The organism is Saccharothrix obliqua, assembly GCF_019375475.1.
In the GTDB taxonomy this organism is placed as follows: domain Bacteria; phylum Actinomycetota; class Actinomycetes; order Mycobacteriales; family Pseudonocardiaceae; genus Actinosynnema; species Actinosynnema obliqua.
On record NZ_JAHXGQ010000012.1, the window covers coordinates 210636 to 226210 of the forward strand.

General features: G+C 71.6%; 15 protein-coding genes. 3 read left to right on the forward strand and 12 right to left on the reverse strand.

Going from position 1 to position 15575, the window contains the following annotated elements:
- Nucleotides 1–840 precede the first annotated feature (840 nt).
- A complete protein-coding gene (locus tag KZQ38_RS30760) occupies nt 841–1443 on the forward strand; it encodes an RICIN domain-containing protein (protein ID WP_219447051.1) in 603 nt (200 codons plus the stop codon).
- 144 nt (nt 1444–1587) lie between these two features.
- On the opposite strand, the gene KZQ38_RS37550 is transcribed toward KZQ38_RS30760, so the two are convergent.
- The 10 genes from KZQ38_RS37550 to KZQ38_RS30810 form a co-directional block, all read right to left on the reverse strand.
- On the reverse strand, nt 1588–2064 hold the full coding sequence (locus KZQ38_RS37550; RefSeq protein WP_372452303.1) for a lanthionine synthetase LanC family protein: 477 nt from the start codon (nt 2062–2064) through the stop codon (nt 1588–1590).
- Nucleotides 2065–2070: 6 nt separating this feature from the next.
- A complete protein-coding gene (locus KZQ38_RS30770; protein ID WP_219447055.1) occupies nt 2071–2280 on the reverse strand; it encodes a tautomerase family protein in 210 nt (69 codons plus the stop codon).
- A gap of 9 nt (nt 2281–2289) precedes the next feature.
- Nucleotides 2290–3108 carry a hypothetical protein gene (locus KZQ38_RS30775; RefSeq protein WP_219447057.1) on the reverse strand — a complete coding sequence of 273 codons (819 nt, stop codon included), beginning with the start codon at nt 3106–3108 and terminating at the stop codon, nt 2290–2292.
- Nucleotides 3105–3725 (reverse strand): hypothetical protein, encoded by a 621-nt coding sequence (locus KZQ38_RS30780; protein ID WP_219447059.1) that lies wholly within the window; start codon nt 3723–3725, stop codon nt 3105–3107. The genes KZQ38_RS30775 and KZQ38_RS30780 overlap by 4 nt, the downstream gene beginning before the upstream one ends.
- A 26-nt stretch (nt 3726–3751) precedes the next feature.
- Entirely contained in the window at nt 3752–4795 is a 1044-nt protein-coding gene (locus KZQ38_RS30785; RefSeq protein WP_308258680.1) for a 3-oxoacyl-ACP synthase III family protein, read from the reverse strand.
- Entirely contained in the window at nt 4792–5457 is a 666-nt protein-coding gene (locus tag KZQ38_RS30790) for an HAD family hydrolase (protein ID WP_219447061.1), read from the reverse strand. The genes KZQ38_RS30785 and KZQ38_RS30790 overlap by 4 nt, the downstream gene beginning before the upstream one ends.
- A gap of 1 nt (nt 5458) precedes the next feature.
- Entirely contained in the window at nt 5459–6271 is an 813-nt protein-coding gene (locus KZQ38_RS30795) for an AfsA-related hotdog domain-containing protein (RefSeq protein WP_219447063.1), read from the reverse strand.
- A gap of 189 nt (nt 6272–6460) precedes the next feature.
- Nucleotides 6461–7669, reverse strand: coding sequence for an MFS transporter (locus KZQ38_RS30800; protein ID WP_219447065.1), 1209 nt, complete (start codon nt 7667–7669; stop codon nt 6461–6463).
- Nucleotides 7666–8064 (reverse strand): carboxymuconolactone decarboxylase family protein, encoded by a 399-nt coding sequence (locus KZQ38_RS30805; protein ID WP_219447067.1) that lies wholly within the window; start codon nt 8062–8064, stop codon nt 7666–7668. The genes KZQ38_RS30800 and KZQ38_RS30805 overlap by 4 nt, the downstream gene beginning before the upstream one ends.
- Entirely contained in the window at nt 8061–9095 is a 1035-nt protein-coding gene (locus tag KZQ38_RS30810) for an aldo/keto reductase (protein WP_372452304.1), read from the reverse strand. Before KZQ38_RS30810 ends, KZQ38_RS30805 begins: the two co-directional genes overlap by 4 nt.
- Nucleotides 9096–9212: 117 nt before the next feature.
- On the opposite strand from KZQ38_RS30810, the gene KZQ38_RS30815 reads away from it, so the two are divergent.
- Entirely contained in the window at nt 9213–10103 is an 891-nt protein-coding gene (locus tag KZQ38_RS30815; protein ID WP_219447069.1) for a helix-turn-helix transcriptional regulator, read from the forward strand.
- A 136-nt stretch (nt 10104–10239) separates the two neighbouring features.
- Complete coding sequence (locus tag KZQ38_RS30820) at nt 10240–12102, forward strand: hypothetical protein (protein ID WP_219447071.1); 1863 nt, start codon at nt 10240–10242, stop codon at nt 12100–12102.
- On the opposite strand, the gene KZQ38_RS30825 is transcribed toward KZQ38_RS30820, so the two are convergent.
- Entirely contained in the window at nt 11988–12458 is a 471-nt protein-coding gene (locus tag KZQ38_RS30825; RefSeq protein ID WP_219447073.1) for a hypothetical protein, read from the reverse strand. The genes KZQ38_RS30820 and KZQ38_RS30825 overlap by 115 nt on opposite strands.
- Nucleotides 12455–15406, reverse strand: a complete 2952-nt coding sequence (locus tag KZQ38_RS30830; protein WP_219447075.1) for a TIR domain-containing protein — start codon at nt 15404–15406, stop codon at nt 12455–12457. The genes KZQ38_RS30825 and KZQ38_RS30830 overlap by 4 nt, the downstream gene beginning before the upstream one ends.
- Nucleotides 15407–15575 lie beyond the last annotated feature (169 nt).

Consider the following 15575-nt stretch of genomic DNA (forward strand, 5'->3'; position numbering starts at 1 on the left):
TCCCACGGCGATGGGCTTCGGCCGGAGAGCGCGTGGTGGTTACTCGAAGCCGAAACCGTGTGGGGCCGCAGTGACCTGTGGTGCGCGCCCCGATCACGGTGATCTCGCCGCCGTCGCCGGGAACCTGTCACCGACACCCCAGGTGCCCGCCGCCGGGGCGTGGCCGATGAACGCCCGGATGTGCGGCTGACGTCCGCCGCCCGTGACGGACTACCGCTCCACTTGGTCCAGGATCCACTCCGGTTCGCCGATGTCGCTCAGGGAGGCGGTCCGGCCGAGCGGTGCCGAGGCGCGGCGAGCGGCGGCCACTGCGATTGGCGGTAGGGCCGACGCCGACCAGGTGCAGTGGGAAGCGGTCCAGCACCTGGCTACGGGAAGTCCGTCGGCGGACGAACCATGGCGGATGGGCGGAGTTCACCTGCTTCCTTTCCGTTCCTGGCATCTGGCCCGCAACGTCGCAGGCCAGGTGTCAACGAGCCATGTCGTATCAGTGCCGCGCGCCTACGTCGGCGAGTCCGAGCCCTTCCTTCAGGTGCCGGTACTCGGGTTTCAGCCACCACCGCATCCCACTCGCCGTCTCCACCGACTGGAATAACCGAAGCGACCTGCGTCGTCAAGGTTCTCGCAAGGATCCCCCAACACGAGCTGACCAGAGTTGGTTATGCCGGCCTGCATGCGGGCGGCTCGGGAAAGGGCGCTGAGGTTGGCTTCCCCTCTGCCAGTGGGCAGGGCCTGCTGTCGAATCGGACAGCACAGGGGCGATCAACCCCCTCACGCAGCCGCCAGGGATCGGCGTTGGCAACTGGATCCATCGACAAGTCACGAGGGGAGAAAAGATAAATGGGGATACGAGAGACGGTGATGACCATAGCGGCGGCCGGAGTTCTGCTTGCTGTGCCAGTATTGGCGGTGCCGACGCCGGTACAAGCTGTGCCGCAGCAGGGCTGGGCGACCGCGTCCGTCGAGCACGGTTACCCTGCGGGCTCCGATGAGGAAACGGTGCCCGTCCCGTCCGGTACCGCACACTCCGACGCGAGCGCGACGGCCTCGCCCACCGATGAATCCCAATCTGTCGACATAGCCGCCCGATCGAAGTTGCGCAATAAGGGGTTGCCCTCCAATAAGTGCTTGGCAAACCGTCACCCCCGGGTGTTCATGTACACGTGCGGGGAACATCGGGATCAGCGCTGGACGTGGAACGGCAAGAAGCAATTGGTCAACCTGCAAAGCAAAAAATGTCTCGCGATGCACAGCAACGGGAATGTCTTCACTCATTCCTGCAATGATAACTACACCGACCAGAGGTGGACCCGCTCCTCGGTCCGCGGCGGTTACCGATTCCAGAACCTCAATCACCGGGGCAAGTGTCTCGCCGCCCACAGCGACGGGAAGGTCTTGGGATGGCGGTGCGACAGCAAGTATCCCGACCAGGTCTGGTACTGAGGAAACGGGACATCGCGGGATTCTCTGTCGTTGACTACGCGACATGGTGATCAAGGGCAAGCGGTCACTGGTTTCACGAGGGATCGGGAACCCGTGACCGCTTCACCGGCAGTTCGAGATCAGTCATGCTCGTCTCTCCTGTGTTTAGCCCCCGCGCGTACCGGGCCGTGTTGTCCGCCGGCGTCGTCGCCGCGGTAGCCGAACGGCGCGGTCGGGTCGAAGCAGTCCAGGACGCGAGCGTCCAGCCCTGGCAGCAGGCCCGCTAGCACCGGTTCGCCGGAGTCGCGCGCCGTGCAGCAGGCCGGCCCAGCCGTGGCATAGGCCGCAGTCGGCCATGGTCGTGGTGTCGCGTGCGGCGGCGGTCAGCGAGTCGCGCGTGGTGCACCGCCAGACGGGTCGGTCCACCGCCCGGCCGGCGAGGAACAGCGCGCGGGCCACGCCCGCTGTCCCATAACACCACGCCGGCCCCGACCGCGACGGCACGTGCGCGCCCGGTGGTCTCGGCGTCGACAGGGATGGTCGAGGGCCACTCGCCCCCCCCCGCTGGTCCGCCTGGCCGGCACGCCCAGGTACTCCGCGGTCAGGCACGCGACGGTGGGCCCGTCCCGGGGACGGGCCCACCGGTGGTCACGTGCGGCGGCTCAGGGTGGGGAAGTCCGGGTTGTTGCCCAGCACGCCGCCCTCCGCCCAGCGCTCGCGCGGGATCTCCTGGACGTAGACCGTGATCTTGTCCATGGGCGCGCCGGTCACCTCGCGCACCGTCTTGGTCAACTCCTCCACCAACCGACGGGTCTGGTCGTCCGAACCGGGCCAGGTGGTCACCGACACGATGGGCATGGGTCCTCCTCAGATCTGGGTGGTGTGCTCGTGGAACCCCGGCCCGGTCAGCTTCAGCTGGGCGTGGATGTCCCCGCCCAGGCCGAACTGCCCGATGGCGCCGCCGTAGCTGCGCTGGTAGCTCATCCACAGCACGATGACGTTCACGACCCGGTTGCGCCCCGGGCGGTCGTGGGCCGGGAACGGGTCGGGCAGGGTCGCCGAGTAACGGGCCGCACCACGCCGGTCGGTGGTGAACACGTTCGGCACGCCGAGCGGTCCGGGTCGGGTCGGGCCCGCCGGGTCGAGGTCCCGCTCGCGCAGGGACATCACCGTGTAGAGGCTGTTCGGGATGAGGTCGGCGAACTCGAAGTCGAAGTCCGCCCGACCGCGGTCCGGCGACACCCGCACCGTCACCTCGCCCCGCGCCCGCAGCCACTGCCCGAGCGTGATCGGCTCGGTGATCTTGGGCCCGTCCTCCGCCCGCAGGTCGGGGATCGGCACCCGGTGCAGCGGGTAGCTCGGCACGTCCCGGGCGCCGACCGGCTGGTCCGGCGCGAACGTCATCGGGTAGTTGTTGCACGGCAGCGGCACCGGCAGGGTGTGGAGCACCATGTCGTCGTCGTCCCGGGTGAGCGGGCGGACGACGTCGTGCGGCAGGTGCCGCCCGAACTCCGGCACCGGGCTGTCGGCGCTCACGAGCACCGACTCCCAGGGCGAGGTCACGCCACCGTCGGCGGTCGCCCGGTTCACCCGGCCGACGACGACGAAGTCGCCGTCGGCGTTCATGATCTCGCTGGGCGGGTAGAGCGGTCCCTGCGTGGTGACGCTCAGCGCGACCGCCGTCACCGCGCCTCGACCCGCTCGTAGACCGTCGTGTAGAGGCCGCGCTCGCCGCCGGCGATGTAGGCGGACCCGGCCTGGCGGACGATCTCCCGGTACCGGGGGCTGGTGAACACCGCGCCGTACCGCTCGGGCGTGGTGTCGAAGCCGGACACGAACATGACGCCCGGCTCGGTGCTCAGCAGCGAGTGGTAGGCGAGGAACACCTCGACCTCGTCGGCGTGGCGCACGACGTCGAAGATCGTGTCCTCGCGCCACCGGCGGTAGTCGGCGAACACGGCGGGCGGCACCTCGATGTGCCGGAGCTGCACGTAGCGCGTCGCGGGGACGGCGTCGTCCGTGGACTTCGGCGCCTCGACGAACCGGAGCACCTGGCGGCGGAAGTCGCCGGCCACGTGGGGCGCCAGCTCGGCGAACTGGCGGTCGAACAGCTCCACCTCGGCGGCGAGCCCGGCCAAGTCCGCCAGCGGGGTGAGTTCCATCAGCGTGTCGCCGTCCAGGGCCCGGTACAGCACGCTGCCCGTCCCGTCGTCGGCACGCAGCCGGGTCCACTCCTTGGCGGCGCTGTCGAGCGCGCCCGGCGCGGTGGTGACCTCGGTGATCAGCAAGGTGGTCGCGGGCATGGTCGTTCCTCTCGTAATGGGGTGGTTCACCAGCGGATGAGGGACAGGCCCATCGCCATGCCGCCGCCGAACGCGGCGAGCACGACCAGGTCGCCCTCGGTGAACTCGTGCTGCGCCTCGGCCAGGGTGATGGGCACGGAGGCGGCTCCGGTGTTGCCGTAGCGCTCGACCGTGTAGTGCGTCCGGGCGGCCGGGAGCGCCAGCTTGGTCTCCAGGTCGGCGAGCATGTGGCGGTTGGCCTGGTGGGGGACGAAGTGCCGGACGGCGTCGTCGCGGTACCCGGACTCGGCCAGGAAGCTCCGCACGGCGCCGGGGACCTCGCGGTCGACGAACTCCCGGACGCCGCGGCCGTCCATGGCGAAGTAGTGCTCGCCCGCCGCGAGGGACTCCTTGGACGGCGGGATGCGGCTGCCGCCCGCCGGGACCCGGATCATCCCGGCGTACTGGCCGAAGCTCGCCAGCGAGGAGGCCACGACGCCGCGGCCCGCGGGCGTCGGCCCGAGCACGACCGCACCCGCGCCGTCACCGAACAGGACGGCGGTGCGGCGGTCGGTCGGGTCCAGGATCCGGGAGTAGACGTCCACGCCGACCACGAGGGCGTACCCGCCGTCGGAGATCAGCCGGCGTGCGGTCTCCAGCGCGAACACGAACCCGCTGCACACCGCGTTCACGTCGAACGCCGCCGAGCCGACGGCGCCCAGCTTGTCCTGGAGCACGCAGGCCGTCGCCGGCTGCGGCGAGTCGGGCGTCGACGTGGCGACGACGATCACCGACAGGTCCGCGGCGGTCAACCCGGCCCGGCTCAGCGCCTCCTCGGCGGCCGGGGCCGCGAGGTCGGAGGCGGCCTGCCACGGCGCGGCGCGGCGGCGGGTCAGGATGCCGGTCTTGCGCTCGATCCAGGGCTCCTCGACCCCGACTTCGGCGGCCACGACGTCGTTGCCCACCTCCAGTTCGGGCAGGTAGCTGCCGCAGCCCAGGACACCCACGCCGGCGGGTGTCGCCGGCTCGCGGTGGAACGGGCCGTCGGCCGACTCGGCCAGCGCGCAGCCGCAGAAGCAGTCCCCCTTCACGCCGCCACCCCGTCCAGTCGCAGCCACCGGTTGCGGTCGGCGTGCCTGCCCAGTTCGGGGTCGACGCCCACGACGACCGGGTGCCCGACCTCTTGCAGCAGCGGCAGGTCGCTGGCGTGGTCGCCGTAGCCGAAGCTCAGCGGCAGCGAGATGCCCTCCCGCCGGGCCAGTTCACGCACGGCCTGCGACTTGACCGGGCCGATGACCGATCGGTCGACCTCGCCGGTGAGCAGGCCGTCGGGGCCGGTGACGGGCACGGTGCACAGGACGTGGTGCGCGCCCAGGGCCTCCGCCAGCGGCTGCGTGCACGCCGGGAAGGAGCCGCTGACCAGGACCACGCGGTGGCCCGCGAGGCGGTGCCGCACCAGCGCGCCGACCACCCGCGGCTTGATGAAGCCCGGGGTGCGGCGGCTGCGGGCGAACCACTTCCGGCCCTGCTGCCGCACCAGGTCGGCGGGCACGTCGCGGTAGATCCGGTAGTAACCCTGGTTGGCGGTGTGCCGGGAGACAGCGCCCACGAGGCGTTCCCACTCGGCGAACCGCGCCGCCTGGCCCACCTGGGGGGTGCGCTCGTCGGCGAGGTGGAACCGCAGGAAGTCGAACATGCTCTTGCCGGTGATCAATGTTTCGTCGATGTCGAAGAAAGCGGCGACGCGTGTCACGTCACCACGCCACTTCGGTAGCGCGGTCGGCGACCAGCGCCTGTACCGCGGAGGTTGCCCGGCGCAGTTCCGACCGCTTGATGCGGTGGTCGTCGAACGCGGCGAAGGAAACGTCCGCCCGTGCCGCCGACGTGCCCGCCTGGGTGATGCCCATGGTCACCCGGAACGTCATCCGCTCGGGGTCGGAGACATCGGCCTCGACGATCTCGCAGGTGATCTCGGCGGGCAGCGGGAACAGGAAGGACTCGAAGGTGACCGACATCGAGTTCCACACCACGTAGTAGTGGCGATCCGGGAAGTGGACGCCGTATTCGGCCTCGAAGACCGCGATGAACATCTGGCGCATCGCCTCGGCGACGATCATGCCCTGCACGTGCTGCCCGGTCTGGTGGTCGAGCAGCAGCTCGTTCTCCCCGTGCACCACCAGGGCCGCCTGACGCCGCCCGTCGGGCAGGGTGCGCAGGTCCGACAGCAGGACGTTCTGCTCACGGTGCTTGTGGACCAGGGACCTGGCCACCGGCGTGCCCTTGGCGGTGACCACGGGCACGCCCCTGGTGTCCTCCCGCCGGGCGAGCGCGGCGTGCAGGTAGTCGAGTTCGTAGTCGCCCAGTCCCTGCCCGATGACGATCGCGGCGGGCACCGGCGCACCACGCCGCAGGTCGCCGACCAGTCGGCTCAGGGTCTGCACCCCGGGCACGGCCCCCATGCCGGTGAACCTGTCGCCGACCAGGCAGACGACGTTGTCCGTCGGCTCCTGGTCGACCTTCGCGGCGTGGTGCTCCGATAAGTTGACAGCGGTGTTCGCGCTGGACATCACAAGTATTCCCCTTGACACTGCGGTGATTTCGGTGAATTCAGACGGCGTGGCGTCGCGGCACCGATCCGAGCCGGATCCGCCCCGGGGAATATTCCCCTCCGCCGGGATCTCCGGACATATCCATGATGCACGGAGGACCGGTCCGCGACAAATCGGAATATTCGCACGCCGGGCGAATATTCGAGTCTATTCCGTGGTTCGGTGCGCTTTTCGCGTGATGAGCACCACGATCAGCGCCACACCGACGAGAACGGCGCCGATCCCTGTGACCGAACGAACTCCCGCGGACTCCACGGCGAGCCCGCCCCCGAGCGCCCCGAGCGCGATGGCGGCGTTGAACACGGCCACGTACAACGAGGACGCGGCGTCGGTGGCGTCGGGCGCCGAGCGCAGCACCCAGGTTTGCAGGCAGACCGGCAGCGCCGCGTACGACACGCCCCAGGTGACGAGCAGGACGACGGCCGCCACCGCGGAACCGCCACCCGTGAGGGTCAGCGCCAGCAGCGACGCGGCGAGCAGGCCGACCGCGCCCAGCAGCGCCCGGCGCAGCCCCCTGGCCACGGCGCCGCCCGCCAGGAAGTTCCCGGCGATCCCCGCCGCGCCGAACACCAGCAGCAGCACGCTGACCAGCGCCGGTGAGATGCCCACGACCTCCTGGAGGTACGGCGTCACGTACGTGTAGGCCAGGTAGTGGCCGATCATGGTCAACGCCGCCACGCCGATCGCCACCAGGAACGGGCCGTTGCGCAGCAGTCGCGGGATGGCGGCGAGGCTGCCGCCGTTGCGTGCCGGCATCGACGGGAGCAGCACCAGCACCGCGAGCATGACGAGCAGGCCGAGACCGGCCGCCACCAGGAACGCCACGCGCCAGTCGGCCGCCTGCCCGATGGCGGTGCCCAGCGGCACGCCCACCACCGACGCCACGGAGATGCCGCCCAGCACCACCGACAGCGCCCGCACCGCGCTCGCGCGGTCCACCAGGCGCGTGCCGACGGCGGGTGTGGTCGACCAGAACACGCCGTGCGCGAAGGCGATCAGCACCCGGCCGAGCATCAGCACCAGGTAGTTGGGCGCCACGGCGGACACCAGGTTGCCCAGCACCAGCAGCCCCAGCAGGCCCACCAGCAGCCGGCGGCGGTCCATCCTCCGCACCAGGGACGTCAGCGGGGCGGCGGTCATGGCCGCGATGGCGCCGTAGACCGACACGACCAGCCCGGCGATGCCGACCGGCACACCGACCCCGGCGCCGATCGACGGCAGCAGCCCGATCGGCAGCAGCTCGGTGGTGACGAACAGGAAGGTGCCCAGGCCGAGCACCCACACGGCGGGCCACGACCGGGGTTCGACCTCCTCGGCGACGACGGGCGGCGCGGCGGTGGACGGCGAGGTGGTCACGGGGTGCGCTCCTGCTCCGGGATGGTGTCGTCGGCCGCGTCGAACAGTCGCTTCGCCTGGTAGAGGGCGTTCAACGACCGGGGGATGCCGACGTAGGGGGTGAGGTGGACGAACAGCGCGACGATCTCGTCGCGGGTGGCGCCGGCCCGCAGGGTCGCCGGGATGTGGGTGTCGAGCTGCGGCTCGCACCCGCCCTGCGCGGCCAGCAGGGCCAGGGTCACCAGCTGCCGGGTGCGCAGGTCCAGCTCGGGGCGCCCGACGACGTCGCCGAACGCGTACTCCACGATCGTGTGGCCGAACCGCTCGTCGAGCGCGGCGACCGAGGCGATCACCGCGTCCGGGTCGATGCCCAGCACGCCCATGACGCGCCGGCCGGCGTCCTCCCGGCCGCTCATGCCCGCGTCCCCGGTGCGTCGGAGGTGTCCGGCATGGTGGCCGCCGGGTAGCGGTCGCCGTGTACCCGGTCCGGCGCGAAGGCCGAGTCGAGCGCGGCCACGTCGGCGGCGCTCAGCGAGAGCGCCGCCGCCGCCAGGTTCTCCCGCAGGTAGTCGAGCCGCTTGGTGCCCGGGATCGGGAGCACGTCCTCGCCCTGCGCGAGCACCCACGCCAGCGCGACCTGCGCGGGCGTCGCGCCGTGCCGCCGCGCCACCTCGGTCACCGGGGTCAGCAGCGACAGGTTGGCGGACAGGTTCTCGCCGGTGAACCGGGGGTTGGCCCGCCGGAAGTCGTCCTCGGCCAGGCCGTCGCGGTCGCGCAGCGCACCGGTGAGGAACCCGCGCCCCAACGGGGAGTACGCCACGAGGGTCACGCCCAGGTCGCGCGCGGCGGCCAGCACGCCGTCGGTCACCACGTCACGCGTCCACAGGGACAGCTCGCTCTGCACCGCGGCGATCGGGTGCACGGCGTGCGCGCGGCGCAGCGTCGTCGTGCTCACCTCGGACAGGCCGATGTGCCGGACCTTGCCGGCGCGCACCAGCTCCGCCAGCGCACCTACGGTGTCCTCGACCGGCGTGGTCGGGTCGAGCCGGTGGACGTAGTAGAGGTCGATGGTGTCGACGCCGAGCCGGCGCAGGCTCGCGTCGCACGCGGCGCGGGCGTACCCGGGGCTGGAGTCGTGCCACCGGCGGCCCCCGCCCCGGCGGATGCCGAACTTGGTGGCCACGAACGCCTCGTCACGCCGATCCCGCAGCACGCGGCCGACCAGCTCCTCGTTGTGGCCGTCGCCGTACATGTCGGCCGTGTCCAGCATGGTCACGCCCGCGTCGAGCGCGGCGTGGAGGACCTCGACCGACCGGGCGTCGTCCCGGCTGCCGTAGAACTCGCTCATACCCATGCAGCCCAGGCCGAACGCGCCGACGGTGCGGCCGGCGAGCCTGCGCACCGGCAGCGCGGTCCTGGTCTCGGGTGGTGTCTTCGTTTCGGTCACGACACCGATCGTGCGTCGTGCGTCGTCCCACCGGCAGGACGCGTTCCTCCCTGGGAACCCCGTCCCCGGGTGCGCCACTGCCAGGCTGACCGGCTGAACCCGTGGCAGCATGGGTGCATGGCCCAGCAGACGGAACTCAGCACGTTCCTGCGATCGCGCCGGGCGAAGGTCCGGCCGGCCGACATCGGGTTGACCGAGGGGCACACCCTCCGGCGCACGCAAGGTCTGCGGCGCGAGGAGGTCGCCGCCTCGGCGGGGGTCAGCGTCGACTACTACACCCGGTTGGAGCAGGGGCGCGAGCGCAACCCCAGCATCGCGGTGCTGGAGTCGCTGGCCTCGACCCTGCTGCTGGAGGGCGAGGAGCGCGACCACCTGTTCCGCTTGGCGGCGCACTCCGGCAAGCGCACCCCGCCCGCACCGGCGACGAATCGCCGGGTGCGCCCGGTCGTGCGACAGCTGCTGGACACCGTGTCCCCGTCACCGGCGTACGTGCTGAACCGCTGGAACGACATGCTGGCCGCGAACGCCGCGGGTCTGGCACTGCTGGCCGGTCTGGAGTCGTGGCCACCCGCCCGCCGCAACACCATCCGCTACATCTTCCTGCACCCGACCGCGCGGACGCTGTTCGTCGACTGGGACATGATCGCGCGCAACGCCGTGGCGCACCTACACGCGATGGACGGCCTGCTGCCCGGCGACCCGGCCCTGAAGGCGCTGGTCGACGAACTCAGCGCCAAGAGCGAGGAGTTCCCGCGCTTGTGGCACGAGCACGACGTGCGCAGCCTGTCGACCGGCCGCAAGGTGCTCGACCACCCGGGCGTCGGCCTGATGACCCTGACCTACGAGGTGCTGGACGTGCTCAACGACCACCAGCGCCTGGTGGTCTACCAGGCGCCGCCCGGCAGCGCCGACCACGACTCGATGATGCTGCTCAACCTGATGAACCCGGAACCCACCCCGGACACCGCCGGCCGCCCGCGCCCCAGCTGGCACTCGGACCAGCTCTGACGGGGCGTCGAACAGCTCACTGAGCGACTCACCACCGACCACGCCGACACACCTGCTTGACCGACAACACCGTGAGGCCGTTCCAGGAAACAGCTTGGCCGGCCCTCCGTCCTGGAAGATCCGTATCGTCTTCCCCATGGTGAGCCCGGCGAGTTGGAACCAGTTGTTGCGGGGGATGCTGGACAGCCTCGTCGGTGAGAACGTGGACCTCGAGCCGGCGAGGATCGCCTTCGAGACGACGCGGGGGGACTTCGCCACCAGGTTCGCCGCCGCCGTCCAGGTGATGATCGCTCAACTGGCCAAGCCCGAGGTGGTCATCGACATCCCCGCGCACCCCGAGCAGCTGACCAAGAACGATCTCGAAGCGTTGGTACGGCCTGCCGCGGTCGGGTTTCTGCGTTCGCACCCCACCAAGGGAGAACTGCTCGGCGAGTTGGAGCGGATCACCCGGCACCAGGAACGCCGTCCGTCGTGGGTCCCGCTGGTCGACCGCCACGGCAACGCCCGGCCGGAGTACCGCGACCCCTCCGGCGCACAGGGCGAGGGGCCACGTCGTCCCGTTGTGGTCCGGAGCTTCCCCGAACTCGGCGAGGTCACGATCCACCTGCCCACCGACCACGACGACCGCCCGGAACTGGCCATGGCCCCCGGCGGCATCGGGGAGCTGGAAGTCGTCCTGCACGCGCTGTTGGGCACCGCGGACGAGCAAGGACCACGCGGTGAGGTGCGGATCGACGAGATGGCCAACGAGGCCCTGGTTCCCGACGGCGAGCGCTGGTGGTCCACCGAGCCCGCACAGCCCGTGCCGGCGGCGCAGGACCCGGGTGTGGCCAGCGAGTTGCTCGCGACGACCGCGACCCTGGCGGGACTGCCGGTCGATGACAACACCGCTGCCGGGGCCGAAGCGGTGATCACCGCGCTGTCGTCGGCAGGCGACTGGCGACACAGCCGGCACTGGCTGCTGGACACCAGCACCCCCGACGACGGCACCGGTTTCCTCGGCACCGCCACGGCCGCGATCGCCGGCTGGGCGGACGAGGGCAAGAGCGGGCTGGTCGTGTACGTCTACGGCGGCGCGCTGCACGCTGACGAGGGGTTGAGCGCCGTACCCGACCCGCTGCACGGCTACCTGCTGTGCGCCACCCGGTCGACCGGCGGTGGCGACGCCCTGGCCGCGGTGCACCGACTCGTCCTGTCGTGCCCCGGTCCTCACTGGTGCCACCGCGGCGGCTGCCCCGACCTCGACTTCCCTGAAGTGACGGCCTTGCTCACCCCGATCGTCCTCGCCGGACAAGCCGCCGCCGCGACCGGCGGCTACGACTGGGCCCGCACCGCATACCGGCGGCTTTACGGTGCCGGAGAGGGCGAAGGCCACGTCGATACCGTCTTGGACCGGGTGGAGACGTTGCTGACGGGCGCGGGGTGGGTCGAACTGGGACGCACGGCCTGGGAAGGAGGGCTGGAGAACACCACGTTGCGCCGGGGTCTGCACTGCCTGACCGCGAGCTACGACCCGGTCACCCGCCAGGTGCGACTGGCCGACGGCAGGCGCGAACTCGAACTGACGCTCGACCTGCTGGCAGATGAAGGCGTGCTCATCGGGAGCGAAGGTGAGGAACGCGTTGACACCGGCGACGATGCGGTGCGGGAATGGGGAACCGACCTCCTGACCGCGGCGGAAGACCTGTTGCGCGGGCGCATCACCGAGCCGGCGCACGGGGGTGGTCCTGTTCAGGCGACGTTGCTCGGCTTGCACCCCCACGCGGAGGGAGACCTCCGCGGCCCTGCCTCCAGTTCCCTCGCAGAAGAACAACTCACCGTGCTGCTCCGCACGATCGGCGCGTTTCAATGCGGCGGTGGCTCGCAGGTCGCACCAGGTCACCGTCATCGACCACTCGCGACCGCTTCCAACTCCATCCAGGTCAGCACCGCGAGCGCCGCGAGGTCGCCGCACAGCGAAAGGGATTCCTCGACGGCCGAGGGCGGACCCAAGCCGTAGCACCCGCCTTTGATCATGACGTTCACCGCTCGCAGGAAGTCGTCGGCCACCACGACGATCTTTTGGTAGCGCGTCGCCGCCACGGTCTCGTCCGCGGTGACGGCTTCCCTCAACTTCTCGACCGCCCTGCCCGCGCCGACGAGTTCTTCGGCGCAGCGCGCCTCGTCGAGGCGTGGCGGGGAGCACGAACGCAGGCCACCGACCCGATAGGTGGTGCCGAGTTCCCGCAGGCGCTGCCCGGGATCGAGTGGTGCCACCCCGGACGTCGTCGTGCCGAGGACCGGTTCGTCGGTCCCGCCGCACGAGATGAGCGCGAGCATCGCCAACCCCAGCACCAGGACGCCCCCGCGGGTCACGGGCACACCTGCCGGTGCGGCACGTCCGGCGCGTACTCGGCCCATTCCTCCGCCGTCAGCGACCTGCTCACCTGGCCGCACAGCGCGCGTTCGACGTCGGTCAGGTGGCCGGCCCGCCATAAGCGCACCGATCCGTCCTCACCCACCCCGGCGAGCATCGTCCCGTCGGGGCTGAAGGCGACCGCGCGCACCGAGCCGTCGTGGGCGAGGTGCGTCGGCCCCACCCGTTGCCGCGAGGCGACGTGCCACAGCCGCACCGAGCCGTCGCCGCCGCCGGAGGCCAGCAACTCGCCGTCCGGGCTGAAGGCCACCGCGTGCACCTGCCCGGTGTGCCCGGTCAGCGGCTCGCCGATCCGTCGACGTGACGCGACGTCCCACAACCACACGAGGTTGTCGGCACCGGCGGTGGCCAGCGTCCTGCCGTCGGGGCTGAACGCCACGGAACGGACCGGCCCGTCGTGCGCCAGCGTGACACCGTCGCCCCCGTCCACGGGCCATAAGTACACGGTGCCGTCGTCCGCGCCCGCGGCCAAAGTCCGCCCGTCGGGGCTGAACGCGGTGGTGTAGGCCGTGCGACCCTTCAGCGCCGTGCGGATCGACGCCCCGGACACGGGATCCCAGTAGTGGACCGTGGCTTTGTCGGCGTCGCGTTCGAGGCTGTTCGAGGCCAGCGCGACCGTCCGGCCGTCCGGGGAGTAGGCCACCGACCACACCGGGCGGATCGGGCCGTACTGCGCCGCAATGCGAACGCGACCGGTGGTGGGGTCCATTGTGGACACCGTGCCCGCGGTCGCGACACCCGGACCCGCCTGCGCTCCGCCCACCAGCAGCGTCGAGCCGTCCGGGCTGTACGCCAACGAGCGCACGGTCCGCGTGTCGCCCGTCGTGAACCGGCCGACCGCGGTGCGCTTGGAGGTGTCCCACAGCAGCACGGTCGGCCCGTCCACGACCCGCGTCCGGAGGTGGGCGATCTCGTCGTCACCCAGGAGCCCGGTGTCGAACCCGAGGCGGGTCAGGGACGCCTCCCAACCGTCGCCGCGGACGCAGACGTCCGAGCCGCGTTCCGCGCAGTAGGAGCCTCGCGCCGGTGGGGCGAAATCCCTGCCGTAGTCACCACCGGTGGCCAGGAAACGGCTGTCGGGGCTGAACGCGGCCGCGTGGACCGGTCCGGGGTGTCCGGTCAGCGGATCGGCGGTGCGCGAGTGGTTCTCGACGTCCCACACGCGGATCACGCCGTCGCCGTCGCCGGAGACCAGCGTCGGGCCGTCCGGGGCGAACGCCACCGACAGCACCGGAGCGACGTGCCCCGTCAGCGGATCGCCGACCTGGCGCCGGGTGTCGACGTCGAACAACCGCACGGCCCCGTCACGGTCTCCCGTCGCCAGGAGGCGCCCGTCGTGGCTGAAGGCCACCGAAGATCGCCCCGCGGCGGGAGCGGTGAGAGGTTCGCCGACCGGGCGGCGCGCGGCGGTGTCCCAGAGCCGGACCACGCCGTCCGGGCTCGCGGTGGCCAGCAGCGCGCCGTCCGGGCTGAAGGCCAAGGCGGGCGCGGCGTGGTCGGTGGTGTCGACGGTCAGCGGCTCGCCCACCGGGGCGAGGGTCGTCGCGTCGCGGAACCACAGCTTCCCGTCGCGGCCGCCGGTCGCGATCAGCGACCCGGCCGGGCTGAACGCCACGTTCGAGGTCCACGTGGTGAGGGCGGGTGGTTGCCGCCCGAGGTCGCTGTGGGCGACCTGCCGGGAGGCCCGCACGTCCCAGAGCCGCACGGAGTGGCCGGACCCGCTGATCGCCAGCAGCGCGCCGTCGGGGCTGAACGACACCGTCCGGTGCTCGGGGCGATCGGGGTCGTCAAGGGGTTCGGTGGCGATGATGCGCGGGTTGCGCGGCTCGCCCCGCTCGTCCAACGCCCACACCTCCACCTTGCGCCGACTCGTGACGGCCAGGTGCGAGAGGTCGGGGCTGAAGACCACGGTCCTGACCGGGCCGTCGAGCATCGGCCTCGGTGGTGCGACCTCGCGGCGGGTGGCGAGATCCCACCGGCGCACCTCCGTCCCGCCGGCCATGAGCGTGCCGCGAGCGCCGACCGCGAGGGCGTGCACCGGCTGCCCGCCGTCCATGGCGGCCAGCCCCGGGCGGTCGGCCGCGAGCAGCATCGCCGTGCGGGACTCGACGGTCGGGCCGACCGCGTGACCGGCCAGGGCCAGCAGCCGCGCCAACTCCGGGTCCCGGTCGCCGACGGCCTGGCTGCGGGCCGCGAGCGCGCGCGACTGGTCCGCGGTCCGCTGGCCCTCGGTCCGGGACCACAGCAGGGTGCTCAACACCAGGGCGACGGCGAGCAGCAACGCGACACCGGCCACCGCGGACCGGCGCAGTCGCCTGCCCAGGCGGTGTTGTCGCGCGTCTTCGCTGTCGATGGCGTCGACGGTGCTGCCGTGGATCGGCGCGGCCAGGGCGGCCAACGCCCGGCGGAACCCGGCGTGCCCCAACGAGAGGTGCGCCTCGTCGCCCGCCCAGCTCAGGTCGATCCACAGCGGCTCGGCGTCGAACCACCCGCGCAGCCGCGGCGGCAACGCGTCGGTGCGGTCCCAGTCGAAGTCGTCACCGGCCCAGGCGATGACGCCGCCGGTCAACACGATCAGGAACGTCTCCCGCTCCCGGTGCTCGATCCAGTGGGAAACCTCGCGCCCCACCCACGGCGAGGCCGCTGCTTCCGGTGAGGCCAACAGGATGAAGAACCGGGACCGGTCCAGCGCGGTGGTAATGGTGCCCCACAGGTCCGGGCTCGCGGCGAGGTTGGTCTGATCGCGGAACACCCGCAACGCCCGCACCTGATTCCACCGCTTGGCCAACCGGTGCAGACCCCGTTCGACCGCCGGAGCCAGCCGCCCGTCCGCGGCGTGGCTGTAGGAGAGGAAGGCGTCGTACGCGCTCGGCCGTTCATCAAGCACCTGATGACCCCCCGACAAGCGCTCGGTCACGTCAAGTAGCCGACAGCGACCTTACGCGCCTGGGTGGGGTGCCGGCTCGGATATCGCTCGGACCGACCCGGCCGGCTTGAGTCCGTTCTCGCGGACGGAATCCGACGGCACCTGCCGATCACCTGCGTGAGCAACATCG

Bases quoted from the DNA above. Each gene is read 5' to 3' on its own strand.
- KZQ38_RS30770 (WP_219447055.1), bottom strand. From the start codon at position 2,280: ATGCCCATCGTGTCGGTGACCACCTGGCCCGGTTCGGACGACCAGACC.
- KZQ38_RS30815 (WP_219447069.1), top strand. From the start codon at position 9,213: ATGGCCCAGCAGACGGAACTCAGCACGTTCCTGCGATCGCGCCGGGCG.
- KZQ38_RS30760 (WP_219447051.1), top strand. From the start codon at position 841: ATGGGGATACGAGAGACGGTGATGACCATAGCGGCGGCCGGAGTTCTG.
- KZQ38_RS30820 (WP_219447071.1), top strand. From the start codon at position 10,240: ATGGTGAGCCCGGCGAGTTGGAACCAGTTGTTGCGGGGGATGCTGGAC.
- KZQ38_RS30795 (WP_219447063.1), bottom strand. From the start codon at position 6,271: ATGTCCAGCGCGAACACCGCTGTCAACTTATCGGAGCACCACGCCGCG.
- KZQ38_RS30805 (WP_219447067.1), bottom strand. From the start codon at position 8,064: ATGAGCGGCCGGGAGGACGCCGGCCGGCGCGTCATGGGCGTGCTGGGC.
- KZQ38_RS30780 (WP_219447059.1), bottom strand. From the start codon at position 3,725: ATGCCCGCGACCACCTTGCTGATCACCGAGGTCACCACCGCGCCGGGC.